This window comes from Thioclava atlantica, assembly GCF_000737065.1.
In the GTDB taxonomy this organism is placed as follows: Bacteria; Pseudomonadota; Alphaproteobacteria; order Rhodobacterales; family Rhodobacteraceae; genus Thioclava; species Thioclava atlantica.
In genome coordinates, this window is sequence record NZ_AQRC01000019.1 from 1 (window position 1) to 17310 (window position 17310).

The 17310-nt window shown below is 66.0% G+C and carries 12 protein-coding genes and 1 tRNA gene; 9 read left to right on the plus strand and 4 right to left on the minus strand.

Translation table 11 applies throughout. From position 1 onward, the window contains the following. Window positions 1–277 precede the first annotated feature (277 nt). On the plus strand, window positions 278–628 hold the full coding sequence (locus DW2_RS17680; protein ID WP_051856392.1) for a c-type cytochrome: 351 nt from the start codon (window positions 278–280) through the stop codon (window positions 626–628). A gap of 144 nt (window positions 629–772) precedes the next feature. Beyond that, window positions 773–1759: a zinc transporter ZntB gene (locus DW2_RS17685; protein ID WP_038148616.1), complete on the plus strand. Its 987-nt coding sequence runs from the start codon at window positions 773–775 to the stop codon at window positions 1757–1759. A 1-nt stretch (window position 1760) separates the two neighbouring features. On the opposite strand, the gene DW2_RS17690 is transcribed toward DW2_RS17685, so the two are convergent. Then, window positions 1761–2321 carry a type 1 glutamine amidotransferase domain-containing protein gene (locus tag DW2_RS17690; protein ID WP_038148617.1) on the minus strand — a complete coding sequence of 187 codons (561 nt, stop codon included), beginning with the start codon at window positions 2319–2321 and terminating at the stop codon, window positions 1761–1763. 193 nt (window positions 2322–2514) lie between these two features. Here DW2_RS17690 and DW2_RS17695 point away from each other — a divergent pair. The 3 genes from DW2_RS17695 (at window position 2515) to DW2_RS17705 (ending at window position 6351) form a co-directional block, all read left to right on the plus strand. Next, window positions 2515–2590 (plus strand) — tRNA-Trp (locus DW2_RS17695). A 96-nt stretch (window positions 2591–2686) separates the two neighbouring features. Beyond that, window positions 2687–5155 (plus strand): glycosyltransferase, encoded by a 2469-nt coding sequence (locus DW2_RS17700; protein ID WP_051856395.1) that lies wholly within the window; start codon window positions 2687–2689, stop codon window positions 5153–5155. After that, on the plus strand, window positions 5152–6351 hold the full coding sequence (locus tag DW2_RS17705; RefSeq protein ID WP_038148619.1) for a hypothetical protein: 1200 nt from the start codon (window positions 5152–5154) through the stop codon (window positions 6349–6351). The genes DW2_RS17700 and DW2_RS17705 overlap by 4 nt, the downstream gene beginning before the upstream one ends. On the opposite strand, the gene DW2_RS17710 is transcribed toward DW2_RS17705, so the two are convergent. Continuing rightward, window positions 6348–7166, minus strand: a complete 819-nt coding sequence (locus DW2_RS17710) for an ABC transporter permease (protein WP_081875056.1) — start codon at window positions 7164–7166, stop codon at window positions 6348–6350. The two genes, DW2_RS17705 and DW2_RS17710, sit on opposite strands and share 4 nt — an antisense overlap. A 44-nt stretch (window positions 7167–7210) precedes the next feature. Here DW2_RS17710 and DW2_RS17715 point away from each other — a divergent pair, with 44 nt between their 5' ends. From DW2_RS17715 to DW2_RS17725, 3 genes are all read left to right on the plus strand, one after another. Continuing rightward, window positions 7211–8545, plus strand: a complete 1335-nt coding sequence (locus tag DW2_RS17715) for a KpsE/RkpR family capsule polysaccharide export protein (RefSeq protein WP_051856399.1) — start codon at window positions 7211–7213, stop codon at window positions 8543–8545. Window positions 8546–8555: 10 nt separating this feature from the next. Then, window positions 8556–9233, plus strand: a complete 678-nt coding sequence (locus tag DW2_RS17720) for an ABC transporter ATP-binding protein (RefSeq protein ID WP_038148623.1) — start codon at window positions 8556–8558, stop codon at window positions 9231–9233. Between the two features lie 112 nt (window positions 9234–9345). Continuing rightward, a complete protein-coding gene (locus tag DW2_RS17725; RefSeq protein WP_038148625.1) occupies window positions 9346–12066 on the plus strand; it encodes a DUF4214 domain-containing protein in 2721 nt (906 codons plus the stop codon). 2 nt (window positions 12067–12068) lie between these two features. On the opposite strand, the gene DW2_RS17730 is transcribed toward DW2_RS17725, so the two are convergent. Then, window positions 12069–13466, minus strand: a complete 1398-nt coding sequence (locus tag DW2_RS17730; protein ID WP_038148627.1) for a phosphomannomutase — start codon at window positions 13464–13466, stop codon at window positions 12069–12071. Between the two features lie 165 nt (window positions 13467–13631). Between DW2_RS17730 and DW2_RS17735 the strand changes: the two genes are divergently transcribed. After that, window positions 13632–14702 carry a DUF2793 domain-containing protein gene (locus DW2_RS17735; protein ID WP_051856402.1) on the plus strand — a complete coding sequence of 357 codons (1071 nt, stop codon included), beginning with the start codon at window positions 13632–13634 and terminating at the stop codon, window positions 14700–14702. Here the strand turns inward: DW2_RS17735 and DW2_RS19185 are convergent, their stop codons facing one another. Further along, the gene (locus tag DW2_RS19185; protein ID WP_051856403.1) at window positions 14703–17081 is read right to left on the minus strand and encodes a glycosyltransferase; all 2379 of its coding nucleotides are present in this window, start codon (window positions 17079–17081) and stop codon (window positions 14703–14705) included. Window positions 17082–17310: the final 229 nt, after the last annotated feature.

The following is a 17310-nucleotide window of genomic DNA, read 5'->3' on the forward strand; positions in this document are numbered from 1 at the left end:
GCCATCCGCGAAGGCGGCCGCACCGTCGGCGCCGGCGTCGTGTCCAAAATCATCGAGTGATCGCGATCACATCGTGACGGAAAGGGCCGCTCGCACGAGCGGCCCTTTTGCTTTGCGCCCTCACCCGTTGATGCGCGTCAATGCGCTTTGCTGCCGCTCCGCTCCAATGGGAGTTCGCGTGGCGTGGCATCGGAGGAGGAGCATCATGAACCGGGGGATGGCGGCAACGGTCGTGCTGGGTTTGGCATGTGCAGGCGGAGCCTGGGCGGCGGATCCTATGACGATCGGTCAAATCGAATACGAAAACAGCTGCGTGCAATGTCACGGCCCCGCGGGAAAGGGCGACGGTCCGATGGCGGTGGTGCTGAAGAACGGCGCTCCGGACCTGACGCGACTGCAGGCGGATAATGGCGAGGTCTTTCCGGTTTCGAAAGTCTACGCCCTGATCGCCGGGGACGGCATCACCGGCGCGCATGGCTCGCAGGAAATGCCCGCCTGGGGGTTCCGCTACCGGGTGAACGCGCCCTCGATGGTCGGGCCATTCGGCACGGCAGAGGACGAACGGGCCTTCGTTCGGGGCCGTATCCTTGCGCTCATCGACTATATCGCGTCCCTTCAGGAGCAGTAACGGGATCATCTCATTGCTGGACGGGGCGGTTTGCCGCGGATGCGGTTGTCCTTTCTCGGGCGGAGCGACCGCACCGAGCGGGCTTGCCCCGCCCGGTCTGTGCGCTAGGCTGTGAGCGACCCCGATCCCACTCAACGAGCCGTGATGACCGACAGCCCGATCCTGATTTCCCATCTGCTTTCAGGCGTCCCCGACCCCGAAGGCCCGGTTGATATCGTCGAAGCCCTGCGCGATGAGCGGCTCGCCTGGGCGCATCTCGACGGGACCCACCCGAAAGCGCAGCAATGGATCCGCAAGGAGCTCGATTATCTCGACCCGCAGGCGGTCGAGGCGCTGCTCGATGTCGATACGCGGCCCCGGATGAGCGTCGTGGGCGATGGCCTTCTGGTGATCCAGCGCGCGATCAACTTCAATGCCGGCGAAAACCCCGAGGACATGGTCTCGCTGCGCATGTATCTCGACATGCAGAGAATCCTGACGATCTCGCGCAAACGGGTCCGCGCGATCGAATGGATGGACGAGCGGTTGCGCAAGGGCGGAGGACCCACCGATCCCGGGACGTTCCTCGCGCGGATCACCGAGGATATCGTCGCCAATATCGGGGCGTTCCAGAGCGAGCTCGACGAATGCGCGGAGCGGCTGGAGGATCAGGTCTATGGCGGGCGCGGAGACCACATGCGTCGCGACGTTCTCGATTTGCGGCTCCAGGTGATCGCGGCGCGGCGGTATCTGGTGCCCCATCGCGACGCCCTGTTACGGGTCTCGCAGGCCGCCAGTCCGGTCATCGACGAGGTCACCCGGCGCGAGATCGAGGAAGAGGCGCAGAAGATGACGCGGATCGCCGAAGACATGGAGGAGTTGCGCGATCAGGCGCAGGTTCTGCGCGAGGAGCTCTCGAGCCAGCTTTCGGACCGGGTCAACCGCAACACCTTCGTGCTTTCGGTCGTCACCGCGATCTTCCTGCCGCTCGGGTTCCTGACCGGGCTTTTCGGGGTCAATCTCGGGGGGATGCCGGGGCTCAATTCGGATACGGCATTCACCTATCTGGTCGCGAGCTGCGCGCTTCTGGTGCTCGCGCAGCTCGCCGTGATGGGGGTGTTCCACGTTTTGAACAAACGCAGGAAGCGCTAGGTCACGCCGCCTCGCGCATATGCGGCCCCTCTTTGACCTCCTCGATGATCTTTGCCACGAAGGCGTCGAGATCGTCGGGGTTGCGTGAGGTAACGAGCCCCTTGTCGGTGACGACCTCGCGGTCCGCCCATTCGCCCCCGGCATTGATCACGTCGGTGCGGATCGAATGATAGGAGGTGAGCTTGCGGCCCTTCGCGATTCCGGTTTCGATCAGAAGCCAGGGGGCGTGGCAGATCGCGGCCACGACCTTGCCCTGATCGAAGAAGGCGCGAACCAGGTCGGTGGCGGCGCGCTCGACGCGCAGGAGGTCGGGATTGATCTGACCGCCGGGCAGGACGATCGCGTCGTAATCGGAGGCGTCCACATCGGCGATCTTGGCGTCCGCGGGCACGGTGCGTCCCCAGTCGGTGTGATCCCAGCCCTTGATCTCCTTGCCGTCGAGCGAGGCCACATGAACCTGCGCCCCGGCATCGCGGAGCTTCTCGAGCGGGACCATCAGTTCGGATTGCTCGAAGCCGTTGGTGGCCATGATGAGAATCTTCGCGTCAGTAATCTTCGGCATCGTAAACTCCTTTCCAATTCCGCGGCAAAATGCGCGGCTGTGGAGGGAAAACGAGGCGCCGCGCGGCTTCGTTCCCACACGGTCTCTTGAAGGGGCGGACGCAAGCGGGCCTCTGCCGTGTGCTGCGCGGCGAAATCGGAAAGATCGCTCTTGATTTCACCCGCGCGCTGGCTTAGCACCCTCGCCACGGCCTAGGGGTATAGCTCAGTTGGTAGAGCATCGGTCTCCAAAACCGAGGGTCGTGGGTTCGAGTCCCTCTGCCCCTGCCAGCCGTTTCCTGAAAATTTACCGTCCCACGCGTAAGCAGGATCTGGTCCCGTTCGAGAACGGGCCACATTTCGCATGTCGTGAGAGGGTGCCGCACCGTGCTGGGCAGGATCGCGAGGATCTTCGGGCGTTACGTCGAGGCAAACCTGCGCCTCTCGTTTCCGGTGCCCCGGCAGGACGAGACGGACGAATCGCCCCTGCGGATCGAGAGGGCGGAGCTGTACCGCAACCGCCTGATCCTCGAAGGGAAGGCTAAGGTAGAAAAGATCGGATTGCGGATCGGTTCGCAGACGATCTGGTCGGCGAGAGCTGAACCTCTCGGCCAGTCTTTCCACTTCGACATACCTTACATACCTTACGCGCGTGGTCGCCCCGTCCTCGTCTTGCAGCAGCAAGGCGAGGTCACGGAACGGTTCCTCCCCGAGGTGCCGGGCTGGCGGTTGCGGCTCGCCCGTCTCAGACTCGGGCTGCGATTCGCAGCTCAGGTGATACGCCTCACCCCGCAAATCTGGCTCTGGCGGTGGCGTGGGGATGGTGTCGCCCGTCAGGCCGTGAAGGAGGCCTTGGGCCTCGCGCCACAGGTGGCCGCCTGCATGCTGCCGCACGGTCTGGTACTGCCTGCGCCGGCGCGGGGCGAGGGGGGCACCGCCAAGATCGTCCTCGTGATGCCGGTCTTCAACGCGCTCGATCTGCTGCGCGAAGCCCTGTCCCGGATCGAACGGCATACGGATCACGACTGGCATCTGATCCTCATCGAGGACGCATCCAGCGATCCGCAGGTCCGTCCCTTCCTTCGCAACTGGGCGCGCGACTTGTCGCGCGCGCCCCGCGTCACTTTGCTCGAGAACCCGACGAATCTCGGCTTTGTCGGGTCGGTCAACCGCGGTTTTGCCCGGATACGCGCGCAATTCCCGGGCCGCTCGGTGATCCTGATCAACTCCGATGCGCTGGTGCCCGCAGGCTGGGCATCGCGGCTGATCGCGCCGTTGCGCGATCCGGCGGTGGCAAGCGTGACGCCGATGTCTGACAATGCCGAGATCCTTTCTGTTCCCATCCCCGGCGGCGGCGCCCTGCCTGTCGGTGCGGTCGACCGGATCGACGCCGCGGCGCGCCTGCTCACGCCCGAACTGACGCGCGCGGACCTGCCGACGGGGATCGGCTTCTGCATGGCGATCTCACCACGTTTTCTGGCCCGGCTGCCCGCCTTCGATCCGTGCTTCGGGAAGGGCTATGGCGAGGAGACCGACTGGTGTCAGCGCGCAGGGGTTTTGGGCGGGCGCCATGTCGGGATCGGGAACCTGTTCGTCGAGCATCGCGGAACCCAGTCTTTCGATGTCGAACGGAAATCGAAGCTGCTCGCGCGCAACCACGCTCAGGTGCTCCGCCGCCACCCGTGCTACGAGCCGGCGCTGGCCCGTTTCCTGTCCGACGATCCGCTCGCCCCCGCACGGATGGCCCTCGCGCTCGCGGCGGCAGGGGCGGTCCAGGACGCGCCCGTGCGCCTCTGGCTCGGGCATGCGCTCGGAGGCGGGGCGGAGCGCTATCTGCGCGAACGGATCGCTGAGGAGATTGCGCGCGGACATTCGGCGGTCGTGTTGCGGGTCGGGTTGCGCCACCGCTGGCAACTGGAACTGCATCAGGCCTGCGGCACGCTGGTCGCGCGAAGTGACGATGACGAACAGATCACCCGGCTCGTGGCGCTCCTAGGCACACGACGCGTCGTCTATTCCTGCGGCGTGAACGATCCCGACCCGATCAGTCTGCCCAAGATGCTGTTGCGGCTCTCCAAGGGGCAGGAACTGGAAGTGCTGTTTCACGACTATTACCCGATCAGCCCCTCCTATTGCCTTCTCGGCCAGGACGGCCTTTATCACGGCCCACCCCGGCCCGGCACGCCCATCGCCGCCGATCCTGCGCATCGATGGGCCGGCTTGCCGGGTGGGCTCGATGAGTGGCAGGCCGCCTGGGGGGAACTGATTTCGTCAGCGCAGCGGCTTGTCGTTTTCTCGCGCGCGTCGCGCGACATCGTCGCTCAGGTCTGGCCAGAGGCGGCAAGTCGGATCGTCATCTCGCCGCATCAAGTGCAATCCGGGGCCGCGTTGCGGAGCCCCGCTATCCGGCCTGGCGCCGCACCGCCGGTGATCGGCGTGCTCGGTAATATCGGCGCACAGAAAGGCGCTGCCATCGTCGCACGGCTCAGCCATGATTTGGCACGGAGCGGAGCCGCCCAGCTGGTGGTGATCGGCAACCTCGATCCGCACTATCGTCTCGCGCGACCCGCGCTGGTGCACGGGAGCTACGAACCGAAGGATCTGCCGCTCCTCGTTTCGCGCTACGGCATTACCGGCTGGCTGATCCCTTCGATCTGGCCCGAGACGTTCTCCTTCACCACCCACGAGGCGCTCGCAACGGGATTGCCGGTCGCCTGCTTCGATCTGGGCGCGCAGGCCGAGGCGGTCAGCGGGGCAGGCGCGCAAGGCATCCTGCTGCCATGTCCCGGCGTCTCGGACGAGTGCGACCTGACGCCTCTCCTGCGCGCGATGACGCGCGAAGCGATGGCGGCATGAGCCTGCAGCACGGCCCGGCCGCGATCCTGCATCTCGGCGCGCCCAAATGCGGGAGTTCCGCCTTGCAAGCCGCGCTGAGCGCCCAGCCCGATCTCACGGATATGCAGGGCAGGGAGCTGCGCTATGTCGCTGCGCAACCGGTTCGCGGCCGGCTGCTGCGATACCGCGGGGACTGGCTGCAACGCGCCGCTGCGTTTTCGCCCTATGGCTATGCCTCCTGGCCCGACCTCGGCCGTGAAGTATCGGCGCGCGCGCTGTTCGGAGCGTTCAGGGCAGAGCTGATGCGCGGACGGAAATCGGGCTATGTGCCGATCCTGTCGAACGAGGGTTGGATCCGCCACCCCGACGCCTTCGCCGAGATGCTCTCGGCGCTTGGCTATCCGCCGGTCGAGGTCGCGGTCTACCTGCGGCCGCCGCTGCCATGGATGAATGCCGCTTTCTGGCAATGGGGGGTCTGGTCCTGGCCGGGTTTCGATGAATGGCTTCGCCGGGGTCTCCGCTCCTACAGTTTTGGTGCAGACCTGCGTCGCTGGGCGCGTATTCCCAACCTTCGCCTGCATGTGTCGCCGGCCCGAGATGTGGTGGCTCAGTTCGCCGCGGATTTCGGAATCGTCCTGCCCCCTGCCGGATTGCGCCATCGCGCCGCCCCGCCTGCGCTGATCGGTTTTCTTCTGCGCAATCGTCGTTTCCGGCGCGACGGTCACGACGCCGCGCTGGAATTCGTCCTGCAGCGGTGGCTGCCCGATCGCTTCCCGCAAAGGCCCTGGGCCATCGAGCCTCATCATCTGGGCCGCCTCGCCGCGCTGACCCGCGACAACCGCCGGGAGCTCGAAACCTGCCTGCCTTCCGATATCTGTGCGGCGCTCTTCGATGACCCGCTCTGGCAGCGAGAGTGCCCTTTTCTCCCGCAGATCGAGAGCGGGCCGAGCCCTCTCGACAGCCGCGATGATCTGAATGCGCTCCTGATCGAGCTCGACGCCGCACTTGAGAAAGCCGCGCGGAGCGAAGGCGAAAGGACGCTCCGGCGCGTTTCTTCGCCCAAGGAGGCGGGTTCTCTTTCGATGCTCGACAGGGAGGTTGCGACGCGGATCGAGGCGCTGACCCGAAGCGACCGCGTACTCCGACGGCGTTGGGCCTGGTCCGGGCCCGCCGGTCTCAATGCCCGCGCGGCGGCCATCCTTGCGCTCCAGCCCTAGCGGGCCAGAAGGTCTCGGTAAGTGCGTCCGAGAAAGAGGAGGCCGAGCAAAAGACAGACGAGCGCGACCCCGACCACGTAGGGCTGGGAAATGTAGTCTGGTCGGTACGTGCCATAGAAACCCGCGCGCAGCCGCCCGATGACGTGGATGAGCGGGTTGAACCAGAGCCAGTCCGCAATCCAGCGCGGAAGGCTGTCGATCAGGAAGAAGATGCCCGAAATCAGGAACATCGGTCGCATGATGATCGACCAGACGTGCTGCCAGAGCGGGAAGCGCAAAAACAGATAGGCGTTGAGAACGCCGACGCCGAGCGCAAGGAGCGCTGCGAGCCCGTAAGCCTCGAGGATGATGACGGGATCGGGCGTGGTGCGGGTCTCGAACAGGAGGATGCATCCGCCCAGCACGACGTAGGAGACGACGATCTTCGTCAAGGTGTTGAGTGCGAACCGCGCGATCAGCGCGTCCAGAAAATTCACCGCAGGATAGGCCAACAGCGCTCGGGAATAATTCAGCGCATTGGCGACCTTACCCTGAACGTCCGAGAACAGCATGAAGGGCAGCAGGCCCGTCGCGTAGAAGAGGGGGAAATTCACTCCGAGCGGGGGGGCGTGAAAGGTCAGGGCAAAGACAAGGGAGAGCAGCGCGATGCCGCCGATCGGCTCGAGAATCGCCCAGACATATCCGCCCGGAGATCGTCCATAGGTTGCAGACATTTCGCGCAGGACCAGAGCCAGGATGGCGCGCAAGGCGGGACGCGCGCGCCGGACGCGGGCGCGTGGGGGAGCTTCCGAAGCGGGGGATGGAGGGCGCGCCATGCCGTCGTTCTCTCTTAACCTAACCGCAATCCGGATCGTCTTTAATGACCTCGAACGAGGATCTGGCCGAGCCGACTCTGACGCTGATCTTGCGGCGGATGGCCCGCAAAAACAAGGAGGAAGGCCTTTCCATGGAGGGCGCTTCGAACAACATCCATCCCCTGCGTGAGGGCGGTACGGACCCCGCCGTGCCGCGCGCGCCCGGGGCGCCTGCCGGCCCTGCGCAGCCCGACACGCCGACGAGGCAGTTCGCCGCTCCGGCGCGGGCAGGATTCAGGCGGTTTCGGCACAAGCTCGTTCTGCTGAGCTTTCTTCTCGTGGTTGTTCTTCCGTCCGGCGGGGCGGGGGCCTACCTTTGGAAGCGGGCGGCCGATCAGTATGTCTCGCGCCTCGGCTTCACCGTTCAGCGGGAGGAGCCGAGCGCCGGCGCCGATTTGCTGGGGGGCTTGTCGAGCCTGTCGGGCAACAGTTCGAGCGATACCGACCTCCTCTTCGAGTTCATTCACAGTCAGGAACTGGTCGCCGAACTCGACAGGCGGGTCGATCTGCGGTCGATCTGGGGAAGGGCCTCCGAGGATGTCGTGTTCGGCCTTGCGCCCGAGGTTCCGATCGAGGATCTGGCCGAGTATTGGCGCCGGATGGTTCGGGTCGGTCACGGGAGCGGCGCGGGGCTCCTCAATATCGAGGTCCGGGCTTTCAACCCCGTCGAAGCCCGGAGGATCGCGCAGGCGCTCCTTACGGCGAGCTCGGAGATGATCAACCGGCTCAGCGCGATCGCCCGCGAGGATGCGATCGGGTACGCGCGGGACGAGCTCGGGCGCGCCGAAGACCGGCTGAAGGGCGCGCGGACGCGCCTCACCGCGTTTCGCAATGCCCACCAGTTGATCAGCCCCGAGATGGAGTTGCAAAGCCAGGCGGGTATCCTCGGGACTCTCCACGAACAGCAGGCGCAGGTGATGATCGAGATCGATCTGTTGCGCGGCATGATCCGTGGCAATTCCGACCCGCGGCTGCGGCAAGCGCAGCGGCGGCTTTCCGTGATCGAGGACCGCATCCGCGCCGAACGCGAAAAGCTGGGCGCGCGGGAGGGGGGGCAGGAGGCGCAGGCCTATGCCGATATCGTGGGCGAGTTCGAGAAGTTGATGGCGGAGCGGGATTTTGCGGAGCGCGCCTATGCCGCAACGCTCGCGAATTACGATGCCGCGGTCGCGGAGGCGCGCCGCAAGAGCCGCTATCTCGCGGCCTATATGGAACCGACCTTCGCCCAGAGCGCCGAATATCCGCGAAGGATCATGCTGCTTCTGATGACGGTCGGCACGCTCTTCCTCCTCTGGGCGATCGGCGCTCTGGCGGGCTATTCGATCAAGGATCGGCGCTGAGGCGGCGCCGATGATCCGTCTGCATCACCTGAGCAAATCCTTCCGCGCAGGGACCGGCGTGAAACGCGTCGCCGACGATATCTGCGCGAGTTTTCCACCCGGCCGCGCGATCGCGCTGCTGGGGCGAAACGGGGCGGGAAAATCCACGCTTCTCCAGATGATCGCGGGGACCGTAGCCCCGTCGAGCGGCAGGGTGGTCACGCAGGGCACGGTCTCCTTCCCGGTGGGCTTCGCGGGGTCGTTTCACAACGATCTCACGGGCGCCCAGAACTGCAGGTTCGTCGCGCGGATCTACGGTGTCGACACCGATGATCTTGTCGGTTTCGTGGAGGCGTTCGCGGAGCTTGGCGCCCATTTCCGAATGCCCCTGCGCACCTATTCCTCGGGGATGCGCTCGCGTCTGGCTTTCGGCGTGTCGATGGGGATCGGATTCGATACCTATCTCGTCGACGAGATCACGGCGGTAGGCGACGCCGCTTTCCGCCAGAAGAGTGCGGAGCTGTTTCGCGCACGCATGGCCCATGCCGGGGCCATCATGGTGACCCATTCGATGTCGCAGGTGCGTGAATTGTGTGATGCCGCCGCCGTGCTCGAGGCTGGGCGACTGACGCTCTTCGGCGACGTCGAAGCCGCGATTGCCCAGCATGAACGCAACATGGCGGGGTCGGCGCGGGCCGCGACCGGCTGAATTTGAGAAAAACTCTCAGCGAAAGCCGCATCTGCGCCATGATCCGATCCTTTCGGTTGCGGGCCGATCGGCGAGGGTGGGCGTCGGAAACCCAGCGGAGCTTGCGAAGCCTATGGCGCAGATCACACCGATCATGACGCAGGTCGACGGGCCGGAAGGCTTCATGGCGTCGATATCGGACCTGCTTCTGGTTCAGGAGGCCGACGGTCCGAAACTCTACACGATTTCGCGTGCGCCGGGCGGGATCCGGCAATATCTGCCCGATGACGGCCTCGCCACGAACGATACCGCCTATTTGTTCGAAACCGCGGGGCTCGACGCACCAGGACAGCTGACCCGGATCACGATCGACGGCAGTCCGGCGCTGCTGATCACCGGCAGCGCGACCGGAGCGTTTCAGGCGGTCTGGCAAGGTCAGGCGCAGGGCGGCATCAGCGACGTTTTCACTCTGCCCGGCGCGGTCGCGTCCGGCGCGGTCCTCTCGATTACGTCGCTCGACCTCGGGGGGCGGCAATTTCTGGTGGGCGCGCTGCAACAGGAGCCGGGGCTTCATGTCTGGGAAATCGGCTCGGGCGGTGCGATCAGTGCGATCCCGCAGGGCCCATCGGGGGAAATCTGGGCCGCGAACGACATTCACGCGATGAGCGCGGTCGAGATCGGAGGCCAGAACTTCATCCTCGCCGCATCCGCCAGCGAAAACAGCCTGACGAGCCTCTCGGTTGATCCGGACGGACAGCTCACGCCGGTGGGACATGTCGACCGGCGCGACGGTCTCTATATCGATACGCCGAATTCACTCGAGACGGCGACGGTCGGGGGGCAGTCCTACGCGCTTCTCGGTGCGGCGGGAACGAGCTCGATCTCCGTCGTCAAGCTCGGGGCGGGGGGCGCGATGAGCGTGACCGACCAGATCAACGACGATCTTGCCACGCGCTTCTCCGGCGTCACCATGCTCGAGACCGTCGCGATGGGGGATCAGACCTATGTGCTTGCGGGCGGCGCCGATGACGGGGTGAGCCTGCTGACGCTTCTGCCAGCGGGGCGGCTGGTGCAGATCGGGACGATCGCCGACGGGCTCGAGACCGCCTTGGCCGATCCGCGCGCGGCGGCGATCATCGCCGATGCGACGGGGCTCGATCTCTTCGTCGTGGGAGATGTCCCCCCCGAGCAGAGCCTCGAAGGCACGGGGCTTACCCAGCTGCGTGTCGAGCTGGGGCCTGCGGGGCTGGCGCTCCAGCTGGCCGATGGGGGCGCGCAGGCCACGGGAGGAGACGAGAACGACCAGATCAGTGGCGGCGCCGGGGATGACCGGATCAGCGGCGGCGCCGGCGCAGATATTCTTCAGGATGGAGCGGGCTCGGATTCGCTCTGGGGCGGGGCGGGCAAGGATGTCTTCGTGCTCGATGCGGATGGTCGCACCGACTGGATCATGGATTACGAGCCCGGTACCGACCGGCTCGACATGTCGAGCATGGCCTGGTTCTACACCAAGGACGCGCTCGACATTACCTCCACCGCGACGGGGGCCGAGATCCGCATCGGAGACGAACGCGTCTTCGTGCAGAGCGCGGACGGGCGCAGCCTGAGCGCGGAGGATTTCCAGACCGGCGATCTGCGCGACATGTGGCATGGCGTGATCAATCCGCCCGAGACCGGCAATATCCATCGCGAGGGTCGCCATCAGGCCGATTTCATCGACGGGCGCGGGGGCAACGACACGCTCGTCGGGAATGACGGGGCGGATATCCTGCAGGGCCTGGGTGGCGATGACCTGCTCAATGGCGGACGCATCGACCGTGGTTTCGATCCGTTCGCCGCCCAGGTGTACCGGGTCTACAAGGCGACGCTCGACCGGGCCCCCGACACGAACGGGCTGGCCTACTGGGCCGATCTGCTGAGCAATGGGACGCTCGACCTGCAGCAGGTCGCGGAACGGTTCATCAATTCTCCCGAGTTCCAGGCGCTCTACAACGACACGAGTGACGACGAGTTTCTGACCCTGCTCTATCAGAACGTGCTGGACCGGAGCCCGGATGCGGGAGGCCTCAACTGGTGGCTCGGTCAGTTGGAAAGCGGGGCCTGCACCCGCGAGGAAGCGGTCCTGGGCTTTTCGGAAAGCGGTGAATTCCGCTCCATGACCGCAATCGATACGCTCTCGGTTTCGCGCGCCAGCATGCAGACCGATTTCACCGACGATGTGTTTCGTCTCTATCAGGCCACCCTCGGTCGCGAGCCCAATCTCGGGGGGCTGACCTATTGGAGCGAGATGCAAGCGGAGGGAATGAACTTCCTCGATATGGTCGCCGGGTTCGTGAACTCGCCGGAATTCCGTACCACCTATGGCGATCTCGACGATGAGGGTTTCATCACGCTCCTGTACCAGAACGTCCTCGGGCGCGAGCCCGACAGTGGCGGTCTCAGCTGGTGGCTCGAGCGCCTCACCGCTGGCGATTACACGCGCGAGGGGGTAGTTGCCTCCCTCGCTCAAAGCCCCGAGCTGATCGTGCAATCCGCGCAAAGCCAGATCGACTGGTTCCGCTCGCTCGGCTTCGAGGACGTGCTCGACGGGGGCGCGGGATACAACCTGTTGCAGGGCGGGATCATGGCCGATCAGTTCGTCTTCCGGGCCGACGAGGGCGGCCATCACGTGGTGATCGATCTCGAGCCCTGGGATCAGCTGAATTTCGAGGGGTTCAATTACAGTTCCGCCGACGAGCTCCGGAGCCATCTGAGCAAGCAGGGCGACGAGGTGATCTTCAACGACCTCGGGGTGACGATCGAATTCGTCGATGTCGATCTGGGCATGTTCACCGACAGCATGATCGAGATCTGAGGTCAGCCGAGCCGAAACTGTAGTTTCCCGAGATATTCGGCGAGAAGGGTGTGGGCGCGATCAGAACTCGAGGCCTCGCAATAGCAGCGGAATTCCGGCGCGTTGCCGGAGGGGCGCAGATGCACGATCTCGCCGGTCTCGAAACGCACGCGCAGGCCGTCGGTCCGGTCGATACTCTCGATTGCACCTGACGCGTCGAAGAATTCCGCACATGCGGCCGTATCTGTGCTCAGGCTCTCGATCAGGGCACGCGAGCGCTCGGGCGGGATGTCGCTCAGCCGATCGGCGGCGGTAAAGCGGGCGGGCAGGCTCGCGATTAGGCCGGACAGGCTCTGCCCGGCGCGGCGCGCGGCAGCAAGGGGCGCTACAATGGGGAGCAGGCAATCGCGGGTAAGCAGCGGCGCAATCTCGCCGCTCGGACCTTTCGCAAGAAATCCCAGAAGGAAGCCGCCATTGGGCTCATAGCCGACCACCCGCGCCTGGGGGGCCTCGGCCAGCGCTTGCTCCATCGCCGCGATCACGAAGGGCGAGCCGATCCTCGTGCGGATGATCCGGTCGAAATCGGCCATCGTCTCGATCATCGTGTTGGCCGAAATCGGCGTGCAAATCACCTTCGCGCCAAGCTCGCGCGCGGTCACCGCTCCGAGGACGTCCCCGGGCACGATCGCGCCCTTCCCGTCGACGACCATCGGTCGATCGGCATCGCCATCGGTCGAGATCAGCGCGTCGAGGTCGTGCTCGGCACACCACTTCGCGAGGTTTTCGCGGGTGCCGGGATCGACTGCCTCCGTGTCCACAGGAATGAAGGTTTCGGTCCGCGCGAGCGGAATGGCCGTCGCGCCGAGGGCGCGCATCGCCTCCCCGAGGATGTCGCGCGCAACCGAGCTGTGCTCGTAAATTCCGATGCGCATCCCTTCGAGCGCCTTTGATCCGAAGGTCTCGGTATAGCGCGCGATGTAGCGCGCGGCGCTGTCCTGCCCGTTGCAAAGCGCGCCGTTTGAGGAGGCATGGGGCCAGTTCTGCCCGAGCCGCGACAGGATCTCTGTCTCGTCCGCTTTGGTGATCTCACCGCGGGGGACGTAGAATTTCAGACCGTTGCGATCGGCGGGGATGTGGCTGCCGGTGACCATGATCGCGGCGTGGTCCGCACCCATTGCGGCCAGCGCGAGCGCGGGGGTCGGCAGCGCGCCCTCGCGGATTGCCGTGATGCCGGCCGCGCGGATGGCGGCGATCACGATCTCGGCGATGCCCGGAGATGAGGGGCGCAGATCCCAGCCCACATGCACCGCACCGCCATGCGGGCAGGCATCGAGAAAGGCCCGGCTGTAATCGGTAATGAAATCGTCGGTGAGGTCCGTCACGAGCCCGCGCAGGCCGCTGGTTCCGAATTTCGGAGGCATGAAATCGTTCCTGAAGAATGACAAATGGAGATTAGGTCGGGGTGAAAATCGGCGCAACCGCAGATCCGGGCAAAGTACCGGCGCGGAGCGCGCGCGCGTCGCAGAGGCCGTTAACCCTGCTGGCCTATCGTCCCGGGCCATCGTCTCTCAGCGCAGGAAATCTCGATGTCTGATCTCTCCGCGAATTTGGCGCTGCCTTACATCCTCGGCAGCCAGGCGCAAAAGCATGTCACCCATAACGAAGCGCTTCAGATCCTCGATACGCTCGTGCAGCTTGCGGTTCTCTCGCGCAGCCTGACGGAGGCGCCGCTCGGACCGGTGGAAGGTGCGCGCTATCTCGTGCCCGCGAATGCGACCGGGGCGTGGGCGGGACAGGGAGAGGGGGCTCTCGCGGTCTGGGCCGCGCAGGCCTGGCAGTTCCTTTCCCCGCGCGAGGGGTGGCGCACGCTCGTGCTCGACGAAATGGCGGAGCTCGTTTTTTCTGCCGGGGGCTGGGCGGCGGCGCCTGTGCCCGAGATGAACAACCTTCCCGGACTCGGGATCGCGACCGTCTATGATCCGAGCAACCGCTTGTCGGTTTCCGCTCCGGCGACGCTGCTGAGCCATTCGGGCGCGGGGCACCAGCTCAAGGTGAACAAGGCTGCGAGCTCGGAGACGGCGAGCCTCCTTTTCCAGTCGAACTGGTCGGGCCGCGCCGAGATGGGGCTCGCGGGCAGCGACGATTTCGCGATCAAGGCGAGCGCGGACGGTGCGTCCTGGGCCGAAGGGCTGCGCATGGAAGGGGCCACCGGCCGGGTGGTGATGCCGCAAGGCGCGGCGATCGAGGGGGCGCTGACCGGCTCCGGTGTTGTCGGTACGGTGGCGCAGGTTGGGGGCGTATCGACCGGGGCTGTGATCGAACGCGGCAGCGGCGCGGGCGGTGACTATGTGCGCTTCGCCGATGGCACGCAGATCTGCACCGCCACGCTGGTTCTTGGCTACGATGCCGATTGGGCGCTCAAGCTCGACTGGGCCTTCCCTGTCGATTTCGCGTCCGCCCCCACTCTCTCGATCGCGGTCGATGCCGATAGTCTCGTGGCCGGGAGCACGATCGGCGCCGGGGGGATCTCGTTTGCGGGTTTCGAAGGTGTCGCGGCGAGCGGTGCGCGCGCGGCGATCTATGCCGCGACCGGGAATGTGTTCGCCGCGGGCGAGAGCTGCGAAGTGTCGGTCACGGCGATCGGTCGCTGGGCCTGATCACCGAGCCGACGTGTTCTCACCCGGGTTTGATGCGAGCGCGGCGAAAATCTCCTTGAGCCGCGCGTCGTAGCGGCGCGCGATCGCGGCGACGGAAAAATCGCGGCGCACCCGCTCCCGGGCTCGCGCCGCTTTTTGCATGCGGGCTGCCGCGTCGCTCCGAACCGCGCGCATCTGCGCGACGGCGGCGGCGTGATCCGGCTCCCCCCAATGCTGGCCGGGGGTCACGAAGATGTAATCCTGCGGGCCGGGTTCCACGGATCGCGCCGGAACGAGCCAGGCGGTCTCCTCGTCGCAGAACTCGAGATTGCCGGAATAGCCGGTGCAGAGAACCGGAACGCCAAGCGCCATCCCCTCGAGCATCCCGAACCCCCAGCCTTCCGAGCGGTGCAGCGAAGCATAGCAATCCGCCCCGGCCATGAGCTCGAGAACACCACCGTAGGCGAGCGTCTCGTCGATCAGTGTGATCCGCGGATCGGCGGCGATCCTTTGGTCGATCTCGGCCCAGAGCGCGGCTTGCGCGGGGTCGCTCACTCGTTGACGGTTCTGGGTCTTGATGACGAGGCGGACGGTTTGCTCGGTCGGAAACGCCGCGGAGAAGGCGCGCAGCGTTCCGAGCGGGTTCTTGCGTTGCAGGTAGGAAAAGCTGTCGAAGCTTGCGAGGAAGGTGAAGGGGGGTGTCCCCACGCCGAGTTGGCGATGCAAGGCGCGACGTGCCGCGTCGCGGTCGATTTCCGGCGGGGGCTGGAAGCACATCCCGACATTGGTGACGGGTTTCGATGTCGCGCCGCGATAGGTCTGCGCGCAATAGTCGCTTGAAACCCAGATCTCATCGACCAGTTCGAGCGCGAGCTGATGGCACAGGGCGGGGCTGTCGAGTTCCCAATAGACATAGGCGATATTATAGGCGCCCGAGAAGATGTCGGGCTCGAAGGCGAAGGCATCGGGAACCGCCTCGGCATTGAGATGGAGGAGGTTGATGCGGGCGGGCCGCGGCGCGCCGAGCGTGACGGGAGCGCCGGCGCCGGATGGCGCGGGATTGTCACGGCTGTAATCGACGGCGTTCAGGCTGTAGTCGCAATGCTGCAGGATGTGGTGGGACAGCCGCGTCGATTGGCCGAGCCCAGCGGCTTTGCGAAACGGGCCGAGGATCTGGATGTCGACGCGGGGGCCGGTCGGTCGTGGGCGACGCGCGGCCTCGATCCGGTGGCCCTCGGCGCTGCGCAGGAACTCCTTGCGATCGAGATCGAAGCCTTCGCGGCGCAGGGCGGCGGCGTATTGATCGCGCGAGACGAGCGGGCCGGGGCGCAGGCTTTGCACGAAGGCCGAGAGCGCGCCGCTGTCCAGGAGTTGCTCCGCCGCGCCATTCGGTAGGTAGCCGAGGAATTCCGGATGCTCGAGTGCGAGAAGCACCACGCTGAGGACGAGCCTCTGCCGATCCGCCTCGGAACCCGGATCGAGATTGCGCAGCGCGGGCGTCGTGGCGTGCAGATGCGCGGTGAACGGCGTGAGCGGCCAGGGCTCGGAGGCGAGGGGGCGCGAGAGGCGCGCCCGGGCGGTCTCCGGAACGAGGCAGTCGCCGACCCCGAGAGCGGGGGCGATCTCGGCGCTCCAGCGGCAGAGATCCTTCTCCGGCTCGGAGCCCGAAAGGCCGAAGATCCGCATCGCGCGGCTCAGCCCGTCCACTTTGGTATTGAGCCAGTCGATCGCCTCCCGCGTCATTGGAAGCTGCACCCCTTTCCGGCGTGCGCCGTAATCGGCCAGGTACCAGCGCAGGAAGGCGTCGGTTTCGTGCGGTGCCTCTGGGTGCGGAAAATGCTCCGCGACATTCTCGCGGTGCCGTATGAAATCCGTGTAGGCGAAAAGCGGGGAGGGCAGAGCATCCGCCACCGCGCCCGATTGCGCGAAAAGCGCCTGGTGGGGACGTAGCGGCGGCGCGGCGTCGGTGGCGGGAAGGGCCGCGCGCAGCCGGAGGAGCGGCCCGAAGAGATGGCGCGCGAGCGCATCGGGGGAAGGGGGCGCACTCGAGACGGCGCGGCCCGGCAAGTTCAGCTGCGCGAGGTCGAGCGTGTGGCCCGCAATCCGCAGCGTGATCTCCCCGCTTGCGTCCCAAAGTGCCGGCGGGACGGGCAGCGCGAAAGCGTGGCGCCCCTCTCCGATACCGGCTGCGGTGAGATCGGCCCGGAAGGCATCCGCGCGACCCGAGATCAGCCGCCCCTCCGCACCATGCAGCTCGATCGCTAGGGGCGCAGGGTCTCCGCGCCGCGCCGCCCAGCCACTGACCACGCCGCCTTCGATCCGTTCGAGCGCGCCGCGATACCCGCGAAGGCGCAGCCACAGGCGCGCGGCACGAGAGAGACGGGCGGGAGTCGCGGCCAACGGGTGCTCCGTTTCAATCTGGAGTTGTTTCCCTTTTACGATGTGGCGCTTGATCGACGCAACGAAATTGCTCGTCGCCGTCGGCGTCGATCTGGTGGTCTCGGCATCCGGCCGGGCGAACGGCCTTGAATTCTCGTCAATGAGCGCGTATCTGGCGGCAGTTGCGCCTCCCGTGAGGCGTATTCCGCGATACAGGGCGGCGCCTGCAAGAGGCGCCCAACAGGGATGA